The 14733-nt window shown below is 50.8% G+C and carries 10 protein-coding genes; 4 read left to right on the forward strand and 6 right to left on the reverse strand.

Annotated features, from left to right (window positions below):
* Positions 1-12 precede the first annotated feature (12 nt).
* Positions 13-618: an RNA polymerase sigma factor gene (locus ACXAFR_RS07145; RefSeq protein ID WP_475174492.1), complete on the forward strand. Its 606-nt coding sequence runs from the start codon at positions 13-15 to the stop codon at positions 616-618.
* Positions 615-1673: a FecR family protein gene (locus ACXAFR_RS07150; RefSeq protein WP_475174495.1), complete on the forward strand. Its 1059-nt coding sequence runs from the start codon at positions 615-617 to the stop codon at positions 1671-1673. The genes ACXAFR_RS07145 and ACXAFR_RS07150 overlap by 4 nt, the downstream gene beginning before the upstream one ends.
* Here ACXAFR_RS07150 and ACXAFR_RS07155 read toward each other — a convergent pair.
* Entirely contained in the window at positions 1657-2469 is an 813-nt protein-coding gene (locus ACXAFR_RS07155) for a DUF1961 family protein (RefSeq protein WP_475174500.1), read from the reverse strand. The two genes, ACXAFR_RS07150 and ACXAFR_RS07155, sit on opposite strands and share 17 nt — an antisense overlap.
* Positions 2470-2575: 106 nt before the next feature.
* On the opposite strand from ACXAFR_RS07155, the gene ACXAFR_RS07160 reads away from it, so the two are divergent.
* Positions 2576-4513 (forward strand): rhamnogalacturonan lyase, encoded by a 1938-nt coding sequence (locus ACXAFR_RS07160; RefSeq protein ID WP_475174505.1) that lies wholly within the window; start codon positions 2576-2578, stop codon positions 4511-4513.
* Here ACXAFR_RS07160 and rhaM read toward each other — a convergent pair.
* The 5 genes from rhaM to ACXAFR_RS07185 form a co-directional block, all read right to left on the reverse strand.
* Positions 4510-4824, reverse strand: coding sequence for an L-rhamnose mutarotase (gene rhaM, locus ACXAFR_RS07165; RefSeq protein ID WP_475174508.1), 315 nt, complete (start codon positions 4822-4824; stop codon positions 4510-4512). The two genes, ACXAFR_RS07160 and rhaM, sit on opposite strands and share 4 nt — an antisense overlap.
* Positions 4825-4833: 9 nt before the next feature.
* Positions 4834-5613 carry an SDR family oxidoreductase gene (locus ACXAFR_RS07170; RefSeq protein ID WP_475174512.1) on the reverse strand — a complete coding sequence of 260 codons (780 nt, stop codon included), beginning with the start codon at positions 5611-5613 and terminating at the stop codon, positions 4834-4836.
* The gene (locus tag ACXAFR_RS07175) at positions 5594-7156 is read right to left on the reverse strand and encodes an MFS transporter (RefSeq protein ID WP_475174518.1); all 1563 of its coding nucleotides are present in this window, start codon (positions 7154-7156) and stop codon (positions 5594-5596) included. The genes ACXAFR_RS07170 and ACXAFR_RS07175 overlap by 20 nt, the downstream gene beginning before the upstream one ends.
* A 137-nt stretch (positions 7157-7293) precedes the next feature.
* Positions 7294-8400 carry a beta-galactosidase BglB gene (bglB, locus tag ACXAFR_RS07180; RefSeq protein WP_475174524.1) on the reverse strand — a complete coding sequence of 369 codons (1107 nt, stop codon included), beginning with the start codon at positions 8398-8400 and terminating at the stop codon, positions 7294-7296.
* Between the two features lie 42 nt (positions 8401-8442).
* Positions 8443-11157 carry an exo-rhamnogalacturonan lyase family protein gene (locus tag ACXAFR_RS07185; protein ID WP_475174526.1) on the reverse strand — a complete coding sequence of 905 codons (2715 nt, stop codon included), beginning with the start codon at positions 11155-11157 and terminating at the stop codon, positions 8443-8445.
* 594 nt (positions 11158-11751) lie between these two features.
* Here ACXAFR_RS07185 and ACXAFR_RS07190 point away from each other — a divergent pair.
* Positions 11752-14715: a TonB-dependent receptor gene (locus tag ACXAFR_RS07190; protein ID WP_475174528.1), complete on the forward strand. Its 2964-nt coding sequence runs from the start codon at positions 11752-11754 to the stop codon at positions 14713-14715.
* Positions 14716-14733: the final 18 nt, after the last annotated feature.

Here is a 14733-nt window from a genome sequence, read left to right on the forward strand (position 1 = left end):
AGCAAAATAAGAATGGCGCAGCAAAAACAGCTATTGGGGATCTATCTGTCGTTACGCAGGAAACTGGCGGGCAGCATTGCTTCTCTCGTTGCCCCGGCAGACGTCGAAGATATTGTTCAGGAAACCTATGTTCGCATCTGCCAAATCAACAAGCCGGAGCCGATTGAGTCCCCCCATGCGTTCTTGTACAGAACGGTAAAAAACTTAGCATTGGACTACCGTAAGAGAGCTGCCGTCCGCCTGACGGATTCGATGGATGATGTTGAAGAACTGGAAAGCCTATGTGGCCGCGACCTAAATGATCAAACATTTGATTCTGTAGCATCAGGGAAATCCTTTGAGCGATTCTGCGAGGCTGTTCGATTGCTCCCACCCCAATGCCGCAGAGCGTTTGTCTTGCGTAAAGTATATGGGCTTTCACAGCAGGAAATTGCAGTGGAAATGGGCATCAGTATGAACACGGTGGAAAATCATATAGCGACAGGGATAAAACGCTGCGCCGAGTTTATGCAAAAGCATGATGAACACTATGGCCGCCGCTCACCGCCAACCGCGAAACCAAGCCGTAAACCCTCCCATGTTCGATCGTATAATTCGGTGGAGACTCCCGAGCGATGAGTAACATCCTCTCATTTGATTCCGAGCAGCGACGCAGCGACGAGGCCAGCCGCTGGCTGGCACGCATTGACCGCACCCTGTCATCAACAGAGGAACGCCAGCTTGAACGCTGGCTGGCTGCGGATGACAAAAACGAGCAGCGCCTGCTTGAGATGGCTGAGCTGTGGGACAATATGGAAGCGCTCAAGCGATTAAGCAGCCTCTTCCCCCGCACCATGACAGCGCCACCCAAACCTAATCCTCGGCGCTCGTTGAATTACGGCATTGCCGCGACAGTCTTCATACTTGTGATGGCCGGAGGGCTTTTCTGGCAATATCCCATAGCAAACCTGCCTTTCTTCGCCCGAGCTCAAGAGCAGGTTTACCAAACTGCACCCGGTGAGCGATCAACCTTAACACTTACTGATGGCAGTCTGTTGACCTTGAATACTCAATCCCAGGTACGATTAAAATACACCAAGGACTATCGCCTTCTTACGCTGCTGAAAGGTGAAATGCACATCAAGGTGGCCAAAGACGCATCACGCCCCCTGAGTGTTAAAGCGAACAATAATGTCGTGCAAGCGGTTGGCACTGAGTTTAATGTCGAAATCACTCAGCAACAGCAGATCGAATTACTGGTTACGGAAGGAAAAGTCCGTGTCACAGTACAGCCCATAACAGAGAGCGACTCCGACAATGCTCCCCCTCCGCGACTCACAACAGCACCTGCGGTTAGCGCGGGTCAACAGTTAATCGTAGACAATACTACGAAAATCGAGGAGGTCTCCACACGGATCACTGAAATTACGCCCGAGGATCTGGCCGTTAAGCTCTCGTGGCAAAATGGAAACTTAATTTTTCGCGGAGAACCACTGGAAGACGCTATCCAGGAAATTGGTCGGTATACCGAAGTCGAATTCATCATTCTCGATGATGCACTGCGCAAAGTTCGAGTAGCGGGTTTCTTTAAGGCGGGAGATGTCGACAGCCTCCTTGCTGTATTGAAGGAAAACTTTGCCATAACCGTGCAGAGAGAAAACGACAATAAGGTTTTCCTTAGCCGCCAGCACTAAATAACTCGGCGTCGGGAATATCCGGCAAGGCGTTGACGCGAAAATCACGGTAACGAAATCGCGTCCACTGCATCTGGCGAAAGCCGATTTTTCCCCCCGATAAGGACGCTCCAGTGTCGACGCCTTCGACAATCGGTTGATTATCCACATAATCAATCACTACACGATTGTCGACTCTCATTTGAATCCGCGCACCCTTTTTTATCAAAACAATATCGTGGATGGCTTCGGACTTGGTCGCAATGCCTTCTTTTCCCTGCTGCAAAAGTGTAAACGTATTGTTCTTGCGCAAATTCGCATAACCTCTGCCAGGATTGTGAGCCGCATTCGCGTAATAGGAAATATGGTAGCTGCGAATATCCCCTTCCGTGTAATGAGTGAAGGTTCCGTCCCTAGGGGCTAAACTGAGGTCGAAAATATCCTCACCGTGTATTCCCTGAGCCGCAAAAAAAACGATGACCAGGCCCGCTTTGGTATCACGATTCTGAACTTGCCACTGAGCGATAAACGATGCCGGAAAATCCTCAGGACACCAAAACACGTGGTGCATCGCCTGCTCAGGTGAAAAAACTTCCATCCAGCCATCACGAAACGCTAACTCTCCAGGTCCCTCCATTCGCCAACCGTCGACAGAAGCCGCAGAGTCCATCGCTGAGTGGTAGAGCAATCGCCCCACGGGCAGGTCAGAAGCTGTTGCAACGACTCTCTGACCGAACGACATCAGAGCAACGGCAATCCCCAAAAGCGCAATGCCTTTCGCCATAATAGAGTTTGCAAACACGAGTGATCTTTGCATTTTCTTACGCCCCCAAAAGCACCAACGGACTGGGCTTTCAATTCTATTCATGTACAATCATTTATTATCAGAATAAATCTAAACTAAGCGCATTGGAAGCGAACTTATGGCACATCGAACACATTTCTGTCTCAGTCTTCTGCCTGTCATCGCCACCTGTGGATGTACCGCGCCACCTTCAGACAAATCTCTAACGGCGCCAACACAGAACGCCCCTTTTCAACGTCGCATGGAAGATCTTTCCAGAGGCACAATTGCGGTTCCCGCCGATACAGGTATCGCGGTAAGTTGGCGTCTGCTCGCAACAGAACCACAGAATCAAGCGTTTAATCTTTATCGCAATGGCGAGCGCATAAATTCAACGCCGTTAACGGGTGCCAGTTTTTACCTGGACACAGAAGGCAGCATCAGTGACCAGTACGCTGTCGCTGCGGAGAATTGCTCTGCCCCCTTAGAGCAAACAAGCGTCTGGCGAAATCGCTATTTGAGCATTCCATTACAGCGGCCCGACGCTGATGGCGAGACAGCAACGTCTTACAACTACCGGGCAAACGACGGAAGCGCCGCAGATCTGGATGGCGATGGCAACTATGAGATTATCGTAAAATGGGATCCGGACAACTCCAAAGATAACTCACACGACGGCGTCACAGGCCCTGTCTTTATCGACGCCTATACACTAACCGGCGAACGTCTTTGGCGAATAAATCTTGGAAAAAATATTCGGGCTGGGGCGCACTACTCGCCTTTTATCGTGTATGACTTTGACGGCGATGGTAAAGCGGAATTGGCGGTTCGTACGGCCGACGGCAGCAGCGACTCACAGGGCAAGGTCATCGGCGATCCAGGCGCGGATTATCGCGATGAGCGCGGCCGTGTTTTAAAAGGCCCGGAATACTTAAGCATGTTCGACGGCAAAACAGGAAAAGTTCTGGATACCGTCACCTACCTGCCCGAGCGAGGTGAGTTAATCTTATGGGGCGACGACGAGGGCAACCGCTCAGATCGTTTTCTTGCGGGATTAGCCTGGCTCGATGAAGACCACCCCAGCTTACTTATGACCCGCGGCTATTATACCAGGGCGGTCATCGCCGCCTGGGACTGGACGGAAAATCACTTTCAACAACGTTGGGTATTCGACAGTGCGTCGGGCGACGCATCCGATGCAACCATTGCTGGACAAGGCGCTCACAGTCTTACCATTGGCGATGTTGACGAGGATGGTCGCGATGAAATTATCTATGGTGCCGCGACCGTTGACGATGATGGAACACCTCTCTATTCAACCGGGCTGGGCCATGGGGATGCACTGCATATGAGTGATATTGACCCGTCACACCCGGGCCAGGAAATTTTTATGGTCCACGAATCCCCCAGTCAATACAGCCCCCACGGTATTGAATTGCACGGGGCGAGTGACGGTGAAATTCTCTGGAGCCTGCCCGGTAAAGGCGAAGATATTGGTCGAGGGCTGAGTATCGATATCGATCCCCGCTATCCAGGTAATGAAAATTTCGCGAGCTCTGGAGAGCTTGTCTCCGCCTCAGGAAAAATCATCAGTAATATCGTCCCCAAAGAAAAGAACTTCGCCATCTATTGGGATGGAGACCTGTTAAGGGAACTGCTCGATGATACTCATATTGCAAAATGGCAACCGGATAAAAACACATCAGAATGGCTGCTTGATGCGTCTTCCGATGGTGCGCTTTCCAATAATGGTACAAAAGCGACACCGGTTTTGAGCGCTGATCTGTTCGGTGATTGGCGTGAAGAAGTCATCTGGCGCAATTCAGATAGCAGCGAACTGTTGATTTATGCCAGTACCATCCCTACAGATATTCGCCTTCCCACCTTGATGCAGGATCCCCAATATCGGGCTGCCATCGCCTGGCAAAACGCGGGGTATAACCAGCCACCCCATACCAGCTTTTTCCTGGGGAATGAAACTTCGCTCCCCATAGACAGCGAGTTTCAAATCACCGGATCACTACAGACAGAGAATCATCCATCTGAGACGTGCAATCCTGTATTAGGTGACCGTTAAGCCATATGGAAAACGCGCTGCAGATCAATGGAAACCGGACTCTGGTCTGAGTTGGTTTCCATTATATCTGCCATATAAGCCCACCAGCGTTGCATGACCGGCAGGTCTGGCAGCGCATCCATGTTATGACCTTCACTGCGCTGTAAGACACCAAAAAGCTGCCCCGTCTGCTCATGAAGAAATATGGAATAGTCAGAAACTCCCGCATCGTGAAGTGCGTCCACCAGTTCCGGCCAGATCTCATCGTGGCGCCGCTGGTATTCCTCTTCAAAACCTGCTTTTAACTGCAAAACAAATGCGATTTTTTCCATCTCACCATCTCATCTCGACAACCAACCACCGTCCACGGCTAACACATGGCCATTGACATAATCACTCGCTGCCGACGCGAGATAAACGGCCGCGCCGATTAATTGTTCAGGCTCACCCCAGCAGCCAGCAGGAATTCGCTTTTCGATTTCTGCATTACGCACAGAATCCTGCTGTAAAGCCTGCGTGTTATCCGTTCGAAAATATCCGGGCGCAATCGCATTGACTTGAACACCTCCACTCGCCCATTCATTGGCCAGAGCTTTGGTAATACCCACAACTCCGTGCTTGCTGGCTGTGTACGCCGGCACAGTAATTCCTCCGGTATAGGACAACATAGAAGCGATATTGATAATTTTGCCTTTGCCCTGCTCAAGCATTGCGGCGCCCAGTCGTTGACACAATAAAAAGGTCGCGTTCAAATTTACGTCAATCACTGTCTGCCAATCAGACAGGGGAAAGTCAACCGCAGGTGCTCGCGCGATGGTGCCACCGGCATTAACGAGAATGTCGATGGATTGGTACGACTCAAGCGCTGCATCGGCAAGAGCCAGGACATCAGCAGACTCGGAGAGATTTGCCGCAATCTCTTCGGCGTCACCACCGTTGTCGATAATTATTTTACGAGTAGCCTCTGTGCCCCCAGCTGCCGAGCTGGAGCAAACGACTCGCGCGCCATGCTGCGCCAATCCAATCGCCAGCGCCTGCCCCAAACCTCGGCTGGCCCCGGTGACCAACGCAGTTTTGTTACGCAGAGAAAATAGTGCTTCGCTATTTGTCGGCCATGCCATAGGACTCTCCACGCGTAGTTGGTGTCATGTTCGATGCATCGTGACGCCGTGTTAGGTCATTATTCCCCCATAGGTACTCATAGTCCCAACCGGAAAGATCTTCTACGATGGCTTGAGCGCTCGGCGAACTTGGCGTGCGCTCTCCATGCTTAAATCGCTCAATCTCCGCCATTAGCACCTGATGTGTATGGCGATTGATTCTGAAACGCGTGGAAATCCAGAAGCCCAGCAATAAAACCAAAACCGGTCCGACCACCAGTGTCACGACAATGGTGGATATCGCACCGCTCGATTGCACCTCGGCCCCCGAGATAAATCCCCCAGCTTCGAGCACGATCCCCACCGACATAACGGCGACTGCCTGAGTTGCTTTGCGAATAAACGTCATAACACCGGCAAAGCTACCCTCTCTGCGTTGACCGGTGACGATTTGATCCACGTCCGCCATGTAGTTGTAGGTGTTCCAGGGAATGTAATTTAACGCTCCGCGTCCCAACCCTGCCAATAACAAAGCTCCACCCAACAGCACACTGCTATAAGAATCCTCAAACAGATACAGTGCAAACAGCGACACAATTCCGAGGATATAGAAAACCACAGCGATGCGATAACCCAGTGCAGGTCCCATACGCACGACAAGCGGTATCGCCACCGCGACAGCCACCAATTGCGCGCAGTAGGTAAAACCCATCATCTGCGATGCGGCTGCAACTGATCCGCCAATAGCAAAGACCACAAAGTAGGTGAATGCAGCATTGAAAATATCCTGACTGATATAACCGCCAAGATACATACCGAGATGCAGGCGGAATGCCCGAATCTTTAAGGTCGATGCCAAATTGTTAAACAGGGTTTTTAACGTCCCCACTAGGCTCCACGATGACTCAGGTTTATCTGGCTCCAATGCCGCAATATCTTCGGGAGAGCGTTCCCAGGTGAATGCCCAAACCGCAAAAACCACCAACATAAAGGCAACCGAAAAGATGATACCCATGATGAGAAACGTGGTCGCGGAATCCTTACCCCCGACCACACTGACAATCCAAGCGGGCAAAATGCCAGCAAAAATTGCCGAGATCTGGCCCGTTAATATGCGAGCTCCCGCCAATTTTGCACGCTGGGCAAAATCATCGGTCATCTCTGCAGCCAGGGTTTCGTATGGAATAATCACTGCGGCATAGAGAAGCTCGAAAAAGACGTAAGTCATCAGGTAATACAAATATTCCTGACCAGACACCCACATCAATGCAAAGCTCGGCAACAAAGGAATCGCAGAAATGAGGAATATACGACGACGTCCGAAACGTTTACCGATACGGGTAGAACCTAATCCGTCCGTGATATGGCCAATCAACGGACTGGCAACCGCATCGAGGATCCGTGCTATGGCGAAGATAGACGCCGCCTGGACAGTGGTTAGACCACAGAAGGTGGTATAGAAAAATAAAATCCAACCACTAATAACAGCCATGGAGCCAGCACCCAACACATCGTTGAGGCCGTAGGCAACGTAATTTACAGGTTTCAGTTCGCGCTTTTTCATTATATTTCCCTGAACCAGATAGACTAATGCAACAATCCCAAAAAGGTATTGCTTAGCAAACGCTGCCGGATCTCATACCACACCAGATTTACGTTTAACGGCGAGTTAATTCTGAGAGAGGTACCGGCAGTCGATAACTAGATATAGAAATTCATAAACTCAACCAGCAGCAAAATGGCCATCGACTGGCCGTAAGGCATGGACGTCAACGGGATATCTCGATACCCCTGAAGATCGTCAAACACCGGGGTTCCAAACGACACTTGCTGCAGCTCTCCGTCAGAACTGATGTTTTCCAAGACGGCCTTCACGGCTTTTAATCCGGTCTCAAGATAGGATTCATCCAGATAGCCTTTACGCACACCCTTTAAAATTCCATAGGCGAATCCAGCTGCCGCCGAAGCTTCAAGGTAGGATCCAGAATCATCTAACAGTGTGTGCCACAGCCCATTTTCATGTTGGGTTTTTTGTAGTGCATCCACTTGCGCCGCCAGAGTTTCCTGTAAGAACATGCGTAAACCATCGGTTTCTGGCAAATCCAACAACTCAATAAACTCTGGAATTGAGATGGTTACCCAACTATTGCCTCGCGCCCAAAGCGCATCAGCAAAATTGTGATTACCGTCGAAGGTCCAACCGTGAAACCAGAGCCCGGTTTTTCGATCTGCCAGATATTTAACGTGCAGCATAAATTGGCGCTTGGCTTCTTCAACGTAGTGAGGCCGATTGAGCAGTAACCCGATCTTGGCGAGAGGCAACACGCTCATCATTAAGGTGTCATCCCAAAGCTGCTGATAGTTTTCAGAGTTGTACACAATGTGCTGCAGTCCCATTTCTCGGGTTCGCGGCATGTCGCGCATAATCCATTCCGCCCAAACATCCAGATAGCTGAGATAACTGCGCTCACCAGTGCGCTCCTGCAGATAGGCCAGAGTCAAAAATGGAGATACGGTATTGACATTCTTAGTGGGAGTGCCTTCAGCAAAGCGATCAGCAAACCATTGCTCAATAATCTCCCGAGGTTTTTCTTTGCCGCAGATATCCCAGTATTTCAAAAGACCGTAGAGACCAATTCCGTGAGTCCATTCCCAGCCTGCCCAACCTTTGGTATCAATGACGCGGCCGTCTTCAAGCTTGAGCAGAAACTCTCCCGTTTCATCCTGAATGTTAACCAGGTTATCAATCAGCCTATCAATACTTCCCGTAACCGTATCCAAGGGAATGTCATAAACTAAATTCGGCATAAATTTATCCTTTCTACACTCGGCACCGATTGCCGATCATCATTAGCTGTTATCAATACTGTCGGAAATCAAAGCGAGGTTTTGAATTGCTGCCAACCCCCATTGAGATGCATCATTGGTTGAAAGCCATGGCGCTTCCGTTACCGGATTGAGAACGTCGGGACCGTCCACCTGTAATACGGCTTCTTTACGCCCATCCCATTGCAGTGAAAATTCCTGTGGCAAACCAAATTCCTGCCAGGCGCGCTTAGCCAGTTCACTGTCACCATCTTGTGCGGCGGCGAAGGCCGTTAGGCGAGAATGCGGCATTGCAAGATTATTTCCAAAGGCCTCGCCAAGCACCGCTTTCTGTTCTTTTTTACTGGCGTTATAGAGACGGCAATACTTCAACCAAGCGTCGCGATATTCGGGCACATCAATAAGCTTTAATAATTCTGCATTCACTTCGACAAGTCCGAACACAGCGCTAAGATGGGAGACCTGGGGCCCTTGATCCGGCGGAGCAATAAACCGCTTGGTCTCCGGGTCGTAGCCAAAGTTACCGGCAAAAAAACCTTGAGGATGTCGACCAATGACCTGCATTGCGGCAACTAACCAATCTCTGTATTGGGGATCACCGGTTCTTTCCCAGGCCGCGAGCCAATTGGCAGCAACGGATCCCCAGTCTGTTCCGACCTGAATGCGTTCAGGCCCGGGCATGGGTAAACGATCACTCAGCTTACGGGTAGGATCCACAGCTGCCAGGGCAACATCAGCCTCAGTAACTTCCTGCAAAATGTCACCAGTGCGTGGATCCGCTGTGAGAAAGTAATGAAAGCGCTTGTAAATTGCCGTACTAATCCGCAATTGTTTTGCACTACACCCCCAGTGCTGAACGTTATGCCGGGAACCCAAGCCTTTAAAACGCCCCAAGTGATAAATATCCACATCGCGGTTATGGCGGGTCATGGCTTCCGCCAGCCGAAAGGTTGCAGCATCACCCGAGCGTAAAAAGGAATACCACAGCCACAAGTCCGGAGATAATTCCGAATTATCCCAAGCGTAACCGCCGACGTCGTAACGCCACTCATGACGATCGACATCATAGGTATGCATGACGTCACCATAATTCCAGAACCCGTACCAATGATGCTGATCGACCTGCCGACGATAAAAATCGACCTGCCAGGCGAGACGCTTTTCAATTCGGCGCGATGCTTCACTCTTGGTATCCGGTAAACTCCACAGACCGCCGAAGACCCCCGCTTGCAAATAGATTTCCGGCGCCGCGACAATTTGGCCCGGCTGCTGAATCACCCTCGCCCACTCAGCGGTTTCCTGTCGGCTTGGCGTCGCCGCCTTGATAACCAGTGTGATGTCGGAGGTGCGAGCGACCCCCACGGCCGTGGCGAATCCCTCTTCGTAATCTTCATAGGTAATGTTCAGTGCATCCAACTGATCTTCATAGGTTTCCTGCCCTAAGCCGTCGTGGTAGAAACGCACATCCATTGCCGGCGCCTGCGGAGACCAAAACCATAGCGTCACTTCAGATTCTTCTGCACCGGCGTTACGAACATCAATCTGGGTGGGATGCAGTTGCCAGAAATCTCGCATACCGACTAATACACCGCCGGAAACACCGCCGACATAAGCGACTCCACTGGATCTGTGCCCCTGGGCAGCATCAATCCAACTTTGGCCCTCAGCAGTACGCTTGCGAATCTGAAAACCGTTAGCCGACAGTTGCGACAGTGTGTAGTCATTCCAAACGGGAACCCAATGCAAACGCTCACTGACTTTGGGACTCCACTCCGACAGCGGAGGTGTTTTTTTACCGTCAATTTGGGCTTGCCGAACAGACTGCCCCGGATCGCGCCGCAGACCGGTAAGACCTTGAGGGGATTCTGCCCAGAGACCATCGCCTTCACCGGAAAATCGAATGTGGCGGTCATAGGGCGCATCCACTTGCAGCACCTCAAAACGCAACCCCATACCACAGATGAAATCTTGCTGATCGTCACCGTCGAAAATGAAACTGTGGGAAACCTTTATCGCGTCGCTGCCCGCAGTGAAAATCAATCGAAGACTAAAAGGTAGCCAGTCCTGACCGCCTTCTCGCCGCTGCTTTCCTTGGAGATGAACGACGGCGCGAACGGGGCCACTCTGCTCCACCTCAACAGACCCCAATTCTGAAACAAACGTCTCGATGTCAGCGGGCGCGACAGGCGCGTTTTGCACCTGGCCGATCAAACGCGCGTGGCGAGCGATGACTCGTCCGCCACGCGACATATCAGTTAACAGGTATTGACCGGAGGTGGGGATTCGACATTGAACGACGCCAGTATCAACCAAAATACTGTCGGCATCACTCTGCAGAGACACCTGCTGCTTCAGCGACGTTGGCGTTGTCCGTGTTTGCTCAAAGCGAAATCCGCCACCGGTGGCAACTTTGGCCGACAACGCATGCGCCGTCCACTTGATACTGCCATCCGGCCACCAGGCCGTAACCCAGCTTTGCACTGGGAGCGACTGACCATTTTCCGAAATTAAGTCGAGTACATCGACGGAGGTCAGGGCCCCTTGCGCCCAGGGATAACCCCAGACATGACCAGAATTAATGCTGGGTTCTACCCCATCGAGCCATCGTAAAGGCGCATTCGTCGAAGGAAGGTGGCCACCTTTGTCAGATGGCACTGCTGCAGCGGTTACGGTTGACTGCAGGGACATCGGCAGGGCTGCTGTCATCGCACCCCGCCGCAGGAATTCGCGTCTATCCATGATCGGTTCTCTACCCGTTAACATTATGCTTGTAATTTCAGGTAGCGAAGAAGCTATCACAGACAATCACAAATGACAATTTATGATTCCATTTGATTTGTTTTGTATGAAACGAATTTTCTGGAAACCTCCACGAGCAAACTATCGGCTCCCCCGCCACGACAACATCAGCATCGACACCTACACCATCCTGTCCAGCGCTGTCATTTATGCGGCGCCAGCAATAAGACAGCATGCTGTCTTATCAAGTAAGCATCATGTATATCAACTGAAAATAGGGCGGTGAAAGAAATTTCTGGAAATAAAACGACCGTAGCAATGCCGCCATGAGATATTAAAGAAGAATTTGATGCCATAGGTGCGGCAGAACCTGTTACCGCCAGAAAAGAGAGAATAAAAACGATCAGTCTCCATAACAAAGCGAGATTAACCTGACCACATTTGATCTATTTTAATCACTAATGATGTTTATTGGTTGCAATCACTGAAATACCGAATTACAGTTTTCGCCAGCCAAGGATGTAACAAAGGCGAAGTGACTCGCCGTCTGGCTACCCATGAAAACAACAGTAAATTGAATGTGGGAGACTTATAATGATAAAGACACCAGTTAACAGCTCTACCTCAAAGGCGCCACCGGCGTCACGACACTTTAAAACCCAACCGCTCACCGCCAGCATAAAGGCATTGCTCTACTCAAGCGTTTCAGCCAGCCTTATTTATGCCACCGGTAGCTTTGCCCAAGAAACAACAACCCCGGAAGCAGAACAGGAAGACAGTAACGAATTCCTGATGGAAGAGTTAACCGTCGAAGGCATCCGTGCAAGCCAGCGCAGCGCCATTGAACGCAAGAAGATGGCCGCAACCATGGCGGATTCCATCGTGGCTGAAGACATCGGTGAATTTCCAGATAAAAACGTCGGCGAAGCTCTGCAACGAGTCACCGGCGTGCAAATCGATCGCGACTTCGGAGAGGGTTCAAAAATCAGTATCCGTGGCGTGGAGCCAGATTTGGTTCGTGTAGAAGTGAATGGCGTAAGCGCCTTGGGTATGTCTGATCCCGACGGAGGAACACGCGCCGTCGACTTTAGAGACATGGCATCAGAACTGGTCAAAGCGCTGGATGTTATCAAGGGATCGGAAGCGCGTATCGCTGAAGGCGGCGTCGGCGGTACCGTAAGAGTTATCACGCGTAAGCCGAACGATTTCGACAACAACTATCTGCAATTTAATCTCGAAAATCAGTACAACGACCTGTCGGACAACAACGATCCTAAAGCCAACTTTACTGGGGTCTACAAATTCAGTGAAGATTTCGGCGCCCTACTCAATGTCACGGCATCCGAAAAAAAGACCATGATTCACGCGCTGCGCAATACCGAGTGGGTCGCTCTATCTGACTGGGATAACTCTCCAGAAAAAACCTTTTCAGATCCCGATTACGCTGGCATTGAGACGGCAGCAGACTGTCCAGATACAGACTGTGAATCCCAGTGGTATGACTTTTCACCGCGGGTACCACGCTACGGCATATGGGAAAGAGATGAAGAAAGAATCAGTGCCAACGTAGTGTTTGATTACAACTTTACTGACAATCTATCAGGCCATGTGAGCTATACCTATAACGAGAGAGATAAAGTTGCCAACGATCAAAACCTGCATCTCGAAGTCCCCTCAGAGGCTCGAGTTCAAGCTGATTCCGTGACCGTTGACGCCGACCACAATGTCACCTCTTTTACGACCGCCGAAGCGACCGTGAACAACCGTACACTCAACTTCGACTGGGAACAGAAAACAAGTATTTTTGACGCCGGCTTTGATTACACCAACGGCAACTGGGATGTCACCGGCCTGGTCGGCATCTCGCGCCAAAAACAATTTATCGATTCACGGGATACCAATGTTCGCGCTGATCGAGTGGGTGGCGTCCCCGTCACACTCAATAGCGATGGCGCCCCCAGCTGGGATTTCAACCAAGGCTTTGACTGGGAGACCAGAGACGACGCAGTGCCCACCAGCTTCGATGTCAATGATCCCGCCAGCTACTGGCAGTTGTCAGATTATCTGCATCAACCTACGAATGACTCCGCCGATGAAGACATGGTACAGCTGGATGTCACCTACACCTTTGATGACGGTCTGATCACCAAACTACACGCCGGTCTACGCGCGACCGATCAAACCGCAGAGGCACTTCGCAGCCGTCAGAGAATTACACGTCAGGTCGGTAGTTTATACAACGGCGTCGAGTGGACCCTCGAAGACCAGATCGCGTTGATCACAGGCAATACCACACTGACTGACGAGCTTTTTGACGGTTTTGATCTCGGCGTCGATACCATAGGACAATACGAAGCTATCAGTACGCAAGGCTTTATCGATGACTTTCTCGCGATGGTTGGTGATAACCTGACGGAAAGCGATACCGATATTACATACCCTATATTTTACAACGTAGGTATGGAAACCCAGGGAATTTATCTGCAGGCAGATTTCGAAACCGAAATCGCCGGCTTTCCAGTATGGGGGAACTTTGGCGCCCGCTACGTGCGAACAGAAACGGAAACCACTGGCGATGCCGTCGTTAATGTGATTGTCGATGCACTGGATGAAAACGGTGATGTGATCCCCGGCTCCGGCGTCGATGATCCCGACAACCCGCTGGCGTTTGTTGGTCGCAGAACTGTCTCGACTGACTACAGTGACTTTCTACCCAGCGTCAACGTCAGTGTAGGCTTAATTCCCGATCAACTGATTCTTTACGCCGGCGCCGCAAAAGTGATGGCGAGACCCAAAGTAACCGACCTAAACCTGGCAGCGACCTGTACCATCTATCAAAATACCCAAGCCATCATTGATGAGACCGAAAATACCTGTAAAGGCGGCAACCCGAACCTTGATCCCTATCGCGCCGATCAGTTTGATGTCGCCCTAAGTTGGTATCCGAACGCCGACTCACTGCTCTCTATTGCGTATTTTGAAAAGAAAATCGATAGCTACATCCTCGATGACATTGAGCAGTTTGAAATTGACTATTTTGGCGACGGCGACCTTTACGATGTCACCCAACCCATCAACGGCGAGGGCGTCACCACCACAGGCATCGAATTTCAGGCGTCGACTTTTTTCAGCATGCTACCAGCGCCATTCGACCGCTTCGGCGGCAGCGTCAACTACACACATATGACCGCAGACAATGTTGGCTTATTTAACGAACTCAACGGCGAAGAACTGCCATTTCCATCCCAATCAGAAAACAGTTACAACCTCAGCGTCTACTACGAGGCAGATCTGTTTAGTGCTCGACTCGCCTATAATTACCGGGATGAATACCTAGTCTCGCCCAGCGATCGCTCCGGCAACCCGGTATTTGTGGATGACTCAGGTTATCTTGATGCAAAAATTTCGTTTACAGTGCCAAACTCGAATCTGAAAGTTTATATGGATGCCCGAAATCTAACCGAGCAAGAAAAATTGGTTACTGCCGGCCCACACCGCCTATCTGACCTTCAGTGGTCTGGGCGGGAATTTGCACTGGGATTTACCTACAGTATGTGATGGGACAACCGCCTGAGC

The organism is Pseudomaricurvus sp. ABR4_320, from assembly GCF_056159445.1.